Below are 11,104 nucleotides of genomic sequence, written 5' to 3'. Positions count from 1 at the left end.
AGTCCTTCATGCTGGAGGCGGCGTTGGGCCCTCTTCGAGCGGCCTGCGTCGGACGCCTTGGCGGATTCAGCCGCGGTCTAAGAAATCCTTGTTGAGGGAGCGTCATATCGTTTGCGGATCACGTTCGTTAGGCTCCCTTGCGCCGGATAGAGCGGTATCAGGCAGGCCTGCAGTGCGTGGTACAAATCGGCCTTGCCGACAAACAGCGAATGCGCCGGCTGCAATCCCTCATCCAGCTCCTCGAACCACCCGCCATGCTCGCGGTCGATATAGGCCTCGGCGATCGTGTTCCAGATGCGCCGGTACCATTCTTCATGGAAGGCGCTCGGGCGGTGCTCGACCAGGAAGGAGGCCGCGCCCGCGGCCTCGGCGATCGGCCACCAGGGCTTGAACCGGAATGCCGGCTTATCGGCCCAGTCTAGCGTGTAGAAGAAGCCGCCCTTGGCTTCATCCCATCCCAATTCCACTGAGCGCCGGAACAGCGTCTCCGCGGCCTCCAGCATCCAGTCCTGTTTTTTGCCGCCCAGCACCCATAGCTGGAGGGTCAGCCTCGCCCATTCCAGCCAGTGACCCGGCGTCGTGCCTGACGGGCGAAACATCTCGTTGACCGCCTTGTAGGAGCGGTCGATCGCCCATTGCTCGTCGAAATGCTCCGCGACGCGGAAATCGCATTCGCGGGCACGGCGGTTGATGATCAGATCCGCGATGCGCTCCGCCTTGCGCAGATAGTCCTGATCTGCGGTCGCCTCATAGGCGGCCATCAACGCCTCGGTCAGATGCATGTTTGAATTCTGGCCTCGGTAGCCGCGCATCGGCCTCCAGTCGCGCTCGAACTCTTCCGTAATGGCGCCGTGCTGTTCTTCCCAGAACCGGTCGTTGAGAATCGTCGTGACGTCGCCCAGCATGCCGTCGGCCAAAGGATGGCCCACCAGCTTCGCGCTCGAGGCCGCAAGCAGCACGAAGGCGTGGCCGTAGCCCTGTTTGCTTGCGTCTCTCGGTCCCCCGTCGTCGAGTGACCACATATAGCCGCCATGCTTCGCGTCGCGATGCGACTGCCAGAGAGAGCGCATGCCGTGATCGATCATCCGGTCGCTTCCGGGCCGGCCGAGTAGGCTGGCGATAACGTAGCAATGGACGGCTCGCGCGGTGGTGTGGATCTGCCTGACGGCGCTGCCCGGCAGCGGATTGCCGGTCGGGTCGAGATCGAAGAAACCGCCTTGCGGGTTGATGGCGACCGGATCGAAAAGATCGAACAGGATATCGGCCCGCTTCTTCAACCAGGAACGATGCCACGGCGCATCGCGCCAGGCCCCGGAGCTCGACGACGTAAAGGGCAATTCCGGCATGCGATCTTTCCTGTTGTGCGTGACAGGCTGGCGATTGTCCGCGCCGGACTGGCGCGCCGCCCTTTATAGACCCAATCAGGCCTGCGAATGAACCCGTCGGGGCATCAATCGGCTGTGGGCGGAATTACCCTGCGCGTCACTGCCTGACGGACCGGCGTTTTTCGATCTCATGCGCCATGCGGTCTATGGACGGGAAGTCGATGAACCAGCGCGGCGAGATGCCGATCGCAAAGCGCTTGTCGAACTCCGAGGCCAGCTTGACGGCTATGATCGAATCCACGCCGATCTGCCCGAACTTGGCGTCGGCCGCGATCTCATCGGCCTGCAGCATCCGCTTCAGGCTCGACGCCAGATAGGTCGTGATAGCGTCCAGTTCCTCGACAGGCGCGAGATCCGGATTTCCGCTCCTTGGTTCGGCCGAAAGCATGTAGTCGGCCAAAGCGGCTACCGACGGATATTGCAGCAGTTCCTTCGGTGTCAGACGCCGCGACAGCCTTTGTTCGACGAGAACGATCAGCCGGATCGCCATGACGGAATCGAGGCCGCGGCTGGGGAAGGGGGTCTGCGGATTGAGCGCGTCGAGCTTGAGCAGGTCGCGGACGATTCCCGCCAGGGTATCTTGAAGTCCGCCGGTCGGCTCGCCGGCGAGCGGCGCCACCGCGGCGCTGCCTTGCCGTGGCGGCACGGAACTCTTCGCGGGGTCGGATGTCAGGGCGACGGCAGCGTCCCTCGGGTTGGGTTCGCGCGGCGCATGCTTCGCTATCTCGGGGTTGTCCACCGCTTGGGTCGAACGAAGCAATCCGGCCTCGACATCGAGGTGGTCGAAGATGCGATCCGGCCAACCATTGAGGGCGAAGATTTCAGTGCCCGCGCCCTGCATCATCGCGCGCCAGGCGTCGAGCCCGGTATCGATGTCGAGGAACGAATAGCCTAGCGATGCGAACCAGTCGTCGAAACTGGCGGTGACGTATTTGTCCCACCGCCAGCGCGACCAGTTGATGGCGTGGCTGGCGCCGTGTCTTTGCCCGGCCGCCACGGCTCTGCCACGCCAGTCTGCGAAAGCGTTCTGGAAGGCGCAGCCATAGGCATAATCGCTGCCACCGGCGAGACCCAGCGAAGCTAGCGACGAGAACACGACGAAAAAGTCGAGGCTGATATGCGCCTGCAATTACAGCTAATAGGTGGTGCGTCCGCCCGACAGGTCGAATGTCGAGGCGGTGGTGAAGCTGTTCTCCTTCGAGACCAACCAGGCGACCATCGCGGCAGCCTCATCGACTTCGAGCAGCCGGCCACGCGGAATGCGCGAGCGCATATATTCGATATGCTCGGGCGTGAGCTGTTCGAGGATGCGGGTCTGGGCGGTAGCGGGCGAAATGCAGTTCACCGCGATGTCATATTGCGCGAGCTCCTTGCCGAGCGACTTGGTCAGGCCGATGACGGCCGCCTTCGAGGCCGAATAGGCGGCGGCATTCGGGTTGCCTTCCTTGCCCGCCACGGAAGCGATGTTGACGATGCGGCCGTAATTGCGCTCCTTCATGCCGGGAACGACGGCGCGGTTGACGTAGAAGGTGCCGTTGACGTTGATGTCGATGATCTTCTTCCACGTATCGATGTCATAGACGTCGAGCGGCACGGCCGGCCCGGCGATGCCGGCGGAATTCACGACGATGGAAATCTTGTCGGCGATCTCCTCGGTCCTGGCCCGGGCAGCATTCACTGCGTCCCAGTCTGAGATGTCGACCACCACCGTGGTCGCGGCCTTGCCGAGTTCTTTCCTCGCGGCTTCGAGACGTGCTTCGTCCATATCCCAGAGCGTCACGGTGGCGCCCGAGGCGACAAAGCGCTTGGCCATGGCGAAGCCAAGTCCCTGGGCGCCGCCGGTCACCATCGCGTGCTGACCGTCCAGATCGATCCTGTTCATGTCGAGCGTTTCCTCCCGTCCAGTTTGTCGCGGATTCCCAGGTGACAAACACCAGTTGCGATGCGCCGGAACAGGTGGCCTGTCCGGGCTTCGATCCGAGTTGCCTGGCTTTGTTATATTAGTGTAACAAGCCTCGCAACCATCATACCCGGAATTTTGCGGACCGGGCGAAGGAGGATCGCGTGAAGGTTACTGAGCGGCGCGCCGTGGGCACCACGGGGTTGGAATTGACGGCGCTGGGCATGGGCTGTGCATCGCTCGGCGGGCTTTACGCGCCGGTCGATGCCGAGACCTCGATGGCGACGCTGCAGGCAGCACTCGATGCCGGCATCGGCTATTTCGATGCCGCGCCGATGTATGGCCTCGGCCGGGCCGAGCACATGCTTGGCTTCTTCCTGCGCGAGCGTGCACCGCAAGCGCCAGTCGTCGTCAGCACCAAGGTTGGCCGGTTGATGGCGCGCGCGGCCAGGCCGACCGCTGCCGCCGGAAGCCGAGAAGAATCCGCTCGATGCCGGCTGGCACAACGGCCTGCCGTTGCGCGAAGTCTTCGACTACTCCTACGACGCCATCATGCGCAGCTTCGACGACAGCCAGCAGCGCATGGGGCGGGCATGGATCGACATGCTGTTCGTCCACGACATCGGCCGGATCACCCACGCGGATGCCGCCGCCTTCCACTGGTCGGCCCTGACCAAGGGCGGTGGCTTCCGGGCGCTGTCGGACTTGCGCGATGCCGGCATCATCGGCGGTTTCGGGCTCGGCGTGAACGAGGCCGAAGTGGTGGTCGACGCCATGAACGAGGCGCGCCCCGACTGCACCTTGCTTGCTGGCCGTCACACGCTGCTGGAGCAGAACGCCGACGCACTCCTGGCGAAGGCGCTGGCCGAAGGCATGTCGATCGTCATTGGCGGTGTCTTCAATTCCGGCATCCTTGCCGCCGGCAACAGCGGCAACCGCAAGTTCGACTACCAGGACGTGCCGCAGGACGTCGCCCGCAAGGTCGATGAACTGGCCGCAGCCTGCGCCGCCTTCGACGTGCCGCCCGCCGCGGCCGCCATCCAGTTTCCTCACAAGCACCGCGCGGTGACCTCGGTGCTGATCGGCGCCAAGCATCCGGACCGGGTGCGGCAGAACATCGGCTGGTTCGAGCGGGCGCTGCCGGACGAACTGTGGCAGGCGCTGGAGAGCAAGAGGCTGATTTCCTGACCGCGCCCCGGCCCGGCGCGGAGCCGGATCGTTGCGGGCGCTACATGGTCGCGCCAAGGCTCCACGGCACGAACTCGTTGTCGCCATAGCCCAGCGCTTCCGACTTGGTGCGCCCGCCGGAGGCGACGCGCAAGATTTCTTGGAAGATCTCCTGGCCCTTCTCAGCCAACGTCACGCCGTCCAGTATGTCGCCGCAATTGATGTCCATGTCCTCGTGCATCTGCTCGAAGATGTACGAGTTCGAGGCGAGCTTGATCGACGGCGTCGGCTTGCAGCCGAAGGCCGAGCCGCGCCCCGTGGTGAAGCACAATATGTTGGCGCCGCGGGCCACCTGGCCGGTTGCCGAGACCGGATCGTAGCCGGGCGTGTCCATGAAGACGAGGCCGCGCTCGTTGATCGGCTCGGCATATTCCAGCACAGCGCGCAGGTTGGTGGTGCCGCCCTTGGCCGACGCGCCGAGTGACTTTTCCAGGATCGTCGTCAATCCGCCGAGCTTATTGCCGGGCGAGGGATTGTTGTTCATCTCCATGTCGTGCCGGGCGGTGTAATCCTCCCACCAGCGGATGCGCTCGATCAGTTTTTCGCCGACGGCATGGCTTTCGGCGCGTCGCGTCAAAAGATGCTCGGCGCCGTAGATCTCCGGCGTCTCCGACAGCACTGCGGTTCCGCCTTGCGCGACGAGCAGGTCGACCGCGGCGCCAAGCGCCGGATTGGCGCTGATGCCGGAATAGCCGTCCGAGCCGCCGCATTGCAGCGCCAGCACCAGTTCGGAGGCCAGCTGCGGCGTGCGCTCAGCGGCGTTGACTGTCGGCAGCATCTCGACGATGGCCCTCACGCCGGCATCGACGGTCTTGCGTGTTCCGCCGGTCTCCTGGATCGTCATCGTACGGAAGGTGGTGCTTTCCTCGATGTTGTAGGATTGCATCCAGCGCGGGATCTGGAAGGCCTCGCAGCCGAGCCCGACCATCAGCACGCCGCCGACATTGGGATTGGTGGCAAACCCCCATTGCGTGCGCTTCAACAGATCGTAGGCCGGACCCTTGGTGTCGATACCACAGCCGGTGCCGTGTACGAGCGAAATGATGCCGTCGATATTGGAATAGTCGCGCAGGATGCCGGAGCGGTTGACCTCCTCGACGATGAACCGTGCAACGCTGGCCGAGCAGTTCACCGAGGTCAGGACGGCGATGTAGTTGCGCGTGCCGACTTTGCCGTTCGGCCTGCGATAACCCATGAAATTTGCCCGCTCGTCGTCCGGAAGAACAGGTGTCTGCCTGGCGGTTTCGCCATAGCCGTAGTCACGTTCGAAATCGCGCAAATAAACATTGTGCTCGTGCACCCAGTCCCCGGCCGTGATCGATCCGCGTGCGAAGCCGATGGTCTGGCCGTATTTCACGATCGGTTCGTCCGCGGGGATGTCGCGCATGGCCATCTTGTGGCCGCGCGGTATGCGCGCCCTCGCGGCGATGTCGCCGGCCTTCTCGCCGGCCGCCAGTGGGTCTACCGCCAGGACGATGTTGTCGGCGGGCGATAGCCTGATGAAGCGTGCCATTACAATCTCTGAAGAAGCGCTCGCCAGTCCCGCGGCGAGATATCGGTGAATCGGAATACTAATATAATAGAATGTCAGTGGTCAAGCCGCGACGCCAGACATAGGCCTCAAGGTTGGGATCAAGGCTGTGGACTTTGCCTTGTGCTCGGTCGCTGGAGATGCGGTCACGAACGGCTCGGAAGCGGCTCGCGCTCGTCACGGAGTGGATGGCTCGATCGATCCCGATTGGCGCGGCCAACGCTCAGTCCAGGTGGAAAACTTCCTCCATCGCCGCCCACCACTCGCCTTGCATGCGGGTCGGCAGCGGCTGCTGCATCGGATCGCACAGCTCCCACCATTTGCGCATTGCCGGCGATTCGCCCATGTGCGCGGCGTCCGACGCGAAATCGTCGCCATGATACTCCCAACAGGCGAAAAGCAGGTTCTCCGGCTCGCGCAGGAAGATGGAATAATTCTTGATGTTGGCGCGGCTGATGGCGTCGAGCACCTCGGGCCACACGGCGGCGTGGACACGTTTGTACTCTTCGATCGCCTCGGCCTTCAGGCCGATGCAAAGCCCCATTCGCTTCATAGGCTGGTCTCGCCTGGTTGTGGACGCGCGGTCGTTCAGTCGAGCAGTTCAGCGGCGACTTCGAGCGTGTTGCGGAACGACGTCTCCAGATGGCTCTCCATCGCCTGCGCAGCGCCCTCGGAGTCGTGGCGCTTCAGGGCGTCGAGGATAGCCTCGTGCTGCTCGATGGTCTGTTCGCCATAGCCGGGCTTGGGGATGGCCATGTAACGGCCGCGGTCCATCTGCGCCTTGGAGATGTCGACCGCCCGCCAGATCATCGGCAGGCCGCAGATTTCGGCGATGGTACGATGGAAGACGTCGTCGAGCTGGATCGCCACCGCGTAACGTCCTCGCGCAATGGCAAGCTTGTGCGCGGCCATGTTGTCTTCCAGGAGTTCCGCCGCCTGCGGCGTCAGCTTGACGGCGGCGCGCCTTGCGCTTTCCATCTCCAGCGCCCGGCGGATGACATAGGCCTCTTCAAGATCGGCCCGGCTGATCGGCGCGACATAGGTCCCGGTCTGCGCCAGGATCTTGACTAGCCCTTCGTCGCTGATGCGCTTGACCGCCTCCCGCACCGGCGTGCGCGAAACGCCGAGCGCCTCGGCGATGGCGACCTCGTTAATGATCTCGCCCGGCTTTAGCCGTCCGACGACGATCATGTTGCGGATCTTGTTGTAGATCTGGTCGCGCAGCGGCAGCGCCCGATTGAGGGTCGAGGGGTCTAGATCCATGAAAAATCCCATCCTTCGTCCACTGCCAATTGATAAAGTTATATTAGAATGTCAACCAGAATGCACCAGGAGATGTGGCGACCTGTCCCCCGCTAAAAAGTCGCCGAAAACCAGCTTGAACTGTTATATTAGTGCAATAGTGCCCGCCGTCGCGATATAAACGTCGCGGCGGAGGAGTTTGCGGGGTGCCGAAGCGCGGTTGCGCGGAGAGGCCCCGCGGTCGGTTTGAGGGGCCGGCTGTGCGCTTCAAATGACCGTCGATCCCGTGCCGGGGCGCACCGGGGCCGTCTTGCCAGGGAGGACCAAGCCGGAATGACTGCGGTGGCGGATTGTGCCCTGGACATGCGGGGCATCAGCAAAACGTTTCCGGGCGTGAAGGCGCTCTCGAACGTCAATTTCGCCGTGAAGTTCGGCACTGTTCACGCGGTCGTCGGCGAGAACGGCGCCGGCAAATCCACCCTCATGAAAGTGCTCAACGGATCCTATGCGCCGACCAGCGGCACGATCAGGGTCGGCGGCGCCGAGGTCCGCATGCGCAGGCGCTTGGCATCCGCATGGTGCATCAGGAGATCAATCTTGTCCCCGACCTGACCGTCGCCGAGAACGTCTATCTCGGCCGCATGCCCGGCAAGTGGAGCTATCTGCGTAAGGGCGAGATGGTCCGCAAGGCGGCGGCCGTGCTTGATGAGCTTGGCGCCGCGATCAATCCGCGCGAGCGTCTCGGCAATCTGTCGATCAGCCAGCAGCAGCTGGTCGAGATCGCCAAGGCCTATGCTGCCCAGCCGCGCATCATCGTCCTCGACGAGCCGACATCGTCGCTCAGCGAACACGAGACGGCGGCGCTGTTCCGGATCCTGCGCAAGATGCGCGACGACGGCATCGCCATCGTCTACATCAGCCATCGGTTGAAAGAGGTGCTCGAGATCGCCGACGAGGTCACCGTGCTGCGCGACGGCTCGATGATCGAGACGCGGCCCATCGAGGGGATCACCGCCGGCGCGATGATCAGGCTGATGGTCGGGCGCGAGGTGAGCAACGTTTTTCCAAAGAGCGCGGCCGAGATCGGCGCCTCGGTGCTGCGCGTCGAGCGCATCGGCGACGGCGCGAGTTTCCGCGATGTCAGCTTCGACGTGCGGGCCGGCGAGATCCTTGGCCTCACCGGTCTCGTTGGCGCCGCACGCTCCGAGGTGGCGCGCGCCATTTTCGGCCTGTCGCGGATCGTCGAGGGCAGCGTCAGCATCAATGGCCGCAAGGTCGTCATCTCTTCGCCATCGGCGGCGGTGCGGGCCGGCATCGCTTATGTTCCAGAAGACCGCAAGGGCGACGGCATCGTGCCGGGCATGTCGGTGCGCGAGAACATCAGCCTGCCCATCCTGCGCCGGCTGACCAGCTTCGGCCGCATCCGGGGCAGCGCCGACCGCTCGCTGTCGGCCCTTTATGTCAAGCAGTTCTCCATCTCGCCGCCGGATGGCGAGCGGCGCATCAATCTTCTGTCAGGTGGCAACCAGCAGAAGGCGGTCATCGCCAAATGGCTCGCGGCAAAGCCGGCAGTACTCATCCTCGATGAGCCGACGCGCGGCGTCGATGTCGGCGCTAAGGCTGAGATCCATCACATTATCGGCCAGCTCGTCGCCGACGGCATGGCGGTGGTGATGATCTCGTCCGAGCTGCCTGAAATCCTCGGCGTCTGCGACCGCGTAGTGGTGATGCGAGACGGTCGCGCATCGCAGCCGCTGACCCGCGCCGAGTTCAGCGAGGAGCGCATCATGGCGCTTGCCACCGGGGAGGAAGCGGCGTGACGGACGCGGCCATGGAGATCAGCGGCTTGAACCGCAACGACCGTTTTACCCGCGGCAGCAGGCTTGTCGATGCGCTGTCGAAGACTGGACTTTTGCTGGCGATCCTGGCGGTCGTCGCCTACGGATCGTTCGCCAGCCCGGCCTTCTTCACCACCGGCAACCTCCTCAACGTGCTGACCTCGATGTCGATCGTCGGCATCGTCGTGGTCGGCATGACTTTCGTGCTCGTCGTCGGCGGCCTGGCGGACCTTTCGGTGCCCGCCACCATCGCCTGCGGCGCGATCCTTTCGCTCGGGCTGCAGCCATTAATCGGCCCGGTGCCGGCCTTCGTCCTGGCGGTGGCGCTGGCCGGACTGATCGGCCTGCTCAATGGCGTCCTCGTCGGCTATGTCGGCATCAATCCGATCATCGCCACCCTCGGCGTTGGCACCATCGGCCTTGGCATCGTCCAGGCAGCGGTCGGCGGCGTCATCGTCTACGGCTCGAACACGGCGTCCGCAGAATTCGCCAAGGGCCGGCTGCTCGGCATTCCGGTCGTGGTGCTGATCTTCCTGGTCATCGCGCTGATCGGCCATTTCGTTCTGTCGAGATCCTTCTGGGGGCGCTGGACGCTGGCGACCGGCGGCAATTACAACGCCGCCGAGGCGAGCGCGGTGCCGGTCAAGGCGGTCAAGGCCGGCGCCTTCGTCATCACGGCGCTGGCGTCCGGCGTCAGCGGCGGCCTGCTTGGCCTGACCTTGCAAAGCGCGCGGCCGCTGATCGGCTCCGGCTACGAATTCAGCGCCATCACCGCCGTGGTCGTCGGCGGCGTCTCGATCATCGGCGGCTTCGGCTCGGTGCCGAGGGCGATCGCCGGCCTCATATTCGTACAGTTGCTCACCAACGTCATGGTGCTGCAAGGCGTGCGTACGCCGATCCAGGGTTTTGTGCTCGGCATACTGATCGTCGGCGCCGTCGGCATGGATGCAGCACTGCGCAAGCGGGGAGTGGTATGACGCGCGCGCTCGTCCTTGCTTCGCAGTACCGCGTCGTGATCATCCTCGGCCTGACGCTCGTCATCTCGGCGTTGGTCGTGCCTGGCTATCTGTCGGCCTCGACGCTGAGCCTCGGCCTCGACCGCGCCGCCACGATCGGCCTGATCGCCATCGGCCTGACGGTGCTTCTGATCGCCGGCCAGATCGACCTCTCCGGCGGCGCGGTGTTCGCGCTGGCCGGCATCATCTCGGTCATCCTGCAGCGTGAGATTGGCATCCTGCCCGCCGCGATCGTCGGCATTCTGGTCGGCACCGTTGCCGGCGCGATCAACGGCGCCCTGGTCGTCGGGCTGAAGGTCAACTCGTTGGTGCTGACGCTGGCCACGATGCTGATCTTCCGCTCGCTCGCGCACTGGATCACCAACAGCCAACCGGTGACCGGCACCGACATCATGCTGTCGCTGGCGCTGGCCAAGATCTATCTCGAAATCTTCACCATCCGCAGCGCGCTGTTCATCATCCTGATCGTGCTCTTGCATGTCTGGCTGACGCGCAGCATTCCCGGCCGCAACGTCTTTGCCGTCGGCTCCAATCCGGCCGCCGCCAAGGAAAGCGGCATCGCCTCGGACCGCATCGTCTTTCTCGGCTTCGTTTTCGCCGGCATGCTGGCCGGGCTCGCAGGCGTCCTGCAGAGCCTCGTCACCAACACCGGCTCGCCCGTCTTCGGCTCGGAGCTGACGGTCGCCGTCATCGCTGCCGTCGTCGTCGGCGGAACCCGTCTCGAAGGCGGCAGGGGATCCGCGCTCGGCACGCTGGGCGGCGTGCTGACGATCGGCTCGCTGACCATCGCGATGGAGTTCCAGTCCATACCCGCATACGTCCAGCAGGTCGTGTCCGGGCTGATCCTGATCCTGCTCGTCGTGCTCGATCGGGTCGTTACCACCAAGGGGAGGGCTCCGGGCACACGCCCGGCGCTCGTTCGCGACGATCCAATCACTCAAGGAGGAAAAGTATGACTGGGAGGA

Annotated in this window: 9 protein-coding genes and 2 pseudogenes; 5 read left to right on the top strand and 6 right to left on the bottom strand. The window is 64.2% G+C overall.

Annotated features, from left to right (window positions below; translation table 11 throughout):
* Positions 1-77 precede the first annotated feature (77 nt).
* The 3 genes from C7I87_RS11665 to C7I87_RS11655 form a co-directional block, all read right to left on the bottom strand.
* Positions 78-1,346 (bottom strand): AGE family epimerase/isomerase, encoded by a 1,269-nt coding sequence (locus C7I87_RS11665; RefSeq protein ID WP_149904346.1) that lies wholly within the window; start codon positions 1,344-1,346, stop codon positions 78-80.
* A gap of 136 nt (positions 1,347-1,482) precedes the next feature.
* A complete protein-coding gene (locus C7I87_RS11660) occupies positions 1,483-2,514 on the bottom strand; it encodes a beta-ketoacyl reductase (protein WP_149904345.1) in 1,032 nt (343 codons plus the stop codon).
* 6 nt (positions 2,515-2,520) lie between these two features.
* On the bottom strand, positions 2,521-3,267 hold the full coding sequence (locus C7I87_RS11655) for an SDR family NAD(P)-dependent oxidoreductase (RefSeq protein WP_149904344.1): 747 nt from the start codon (positions 3,265-3,267) through the stop codon (positions 2,521-2,523).
* A 242-nt stretch (positions 3,268-3,509) separates the two neighbouring features.
* Between C7I87_RS11655 and C7I87_RS11650 the strand changes: the two are divergent.
* Positions 3,510-4,473: pseudogene (locus C7I87_RS11650) on the top strand (aldo/keto reductase).
* A gap of 40 nt (positions 4,474-4,513) precedes the next feature.
* On the opposite strand, the gene C7I87_RS11645 reads toward C7I87_RS11650, so the two are convergent.
* The 3 genes from C7I87_RS11645 to C7I87_RS11635 form a co-directional block, all read right to left on the bottom strand.
* Positions 4,514-6,025, bottom strand: coding sequence for a UxaA family hydrolase (locus C7I87_RS11645; protein ID WP_149904343.1), 1,512 nt, complete (start codon positions 6,023-6,025; stop codon positions 4,514-4,516).
* Between the two features lie 241 nt (positions 6,026-6,266).
* Entirely contained in the window at positions 6,267-6,596 is a 330-nt protein-coding gene (locus C7I87_RS11640; protein WP_149904342.1) for an L-rhamnose mutarotase, read from the bottom strand.
* 35 nt (positions 6,597-6,631) lie between these two features.
* Positions 6,632-7,306 (bottom strand): GntR family transcriptional regulator, encoded by a 675-nt coding sequence (locus C7I87_RS11635; protein ID WP_149904341.1) that lies wholly within the window; start codon positions 7,304-7,306, stop codon positions 6,632-6,634.
* 312 nt (positions 7,307-7,618) lie between these two features.
* Between C7I87_RS11635 and C7I87_RS36755 the strand changes: the two are divergent.
* The 4 genes and pseudogenes from C7I87_RS36755 to C7I87_RS11620 form a co-directional block, all read left to right on the top strand.
* Positions 7,619-8,061, top strand: a pseudogene (locus C7I87_RS36755) (ATP-binding cassette domain-containing protein); the annotation flags it as partial.
* A gap of 108 nt (positions 8,062-8,169) precedes the next feature.
* Complete coding sequence (locus tag C7I87_RS36450) at positions 8,170-9,105, top strand: sugar ABC transporter ATP-binding protein (protein WP_373424685.1); 936 nt, start codon at positions 8,170-8,172, stop codon at positions 9,103-9,105.
* Positions 9,102-10,100 (top strand): ABC transporter permease, encoded by a 999-nt coding sequence (locus C7I87_RS11625; RefSeq protein ID WP_246696255.1) that lies wholly within the window; start codon positions 9,102-9,104, stop codon positions 10,098-10,100. Before C7I87_RS36450 ends, C7I87_RS11625 begins: the two co-directional genes overlap by 4 nt.
* Entirely contained in the window at positions 10,097-11,095 is a 999-nt protein-coding gene (locus C7I87_RS11620; protein WP_149904340.1) for an ABC transporter permease, read from the top strand. The genes C7I87_RS11625 and C7I87_RS11620 overlap by 4 nt, the downstream gene beginning before the upstream one ends.
* The last annotated feature ends 9 nt before the right edge of the window (positions 11,096-11,104 follow it).

The sequence above is a fragment of the Mesorhizobium sp. SARCC-RB16n genome (assembly GCF_008520305.1).
Taxonomy (GTDB): Bacteria; Pseudomonadota; Alphaproteobacteria; order Rhizobiales; family Rhizobiaceae; genus Mesorhizobium.
Note: the sequence above shows the minus strand (reverse complement) of the source record. Positions and strands in the feature narration are given on the sequence as shown.

What these genes read in the sequence shown, in the direction of transcription:
- C7I87_RS11635 (WP_149904341.1), bottom strand. Translation starts at nt 7,306, where the DNA reads ATGGATCTAGACCCCTCGACCCTCAATCGGGCGCTGCCGCTGCGCGAC.
- C7I87_RS11655 (WP_149904344.1), bottom strand. Translation starts at nt 3,267, where the DNA reads ATGAACAGGATCGATCTGGACGGTCAGCACGCGATGGTGACCGGCGGC.
- C7I87_RS11665 (WP_149904346.1), bottom strand. Translation starts at nt 1,346, where the DNA reads ATGCCGGAATTGCCCTTTACGTCGTCGAGCTCCGGGGCCTGGCGCGAT.
- C7I87_RS11645 (WP_149904343.1), bottom strand. Translation starts at nt 6,025, where the DNA reads ATGGCACGCTTCATCAGGCTATCGCCCGCCGACAACATCGTCCTGGCG.
- C7I87_RS11620 (WP_149904340.1), top strand. Translation starts at nt 10,097, where the DNA reads ATGACGCGCGCGCTCGTCCTTGCTTCGCAGTACCGCGTCGTGATCATC.
- C7I87_RS36450 (WP_373424685.1), top strand. Translation starts at nt 8,170, where the DNA reads ATGCGCGACGACGGCATCGCCATCGTCTACATCAGCCATCGGTTGAAA.
- C7I87_RS11640 (WP_149904342.1), bottom strand. Translation starts at nt 6,596, where the DNA reads ATGAAGCGAATGGGGCTTTGCATCGGCCTGAAGGCCGAGGCGATCGAA.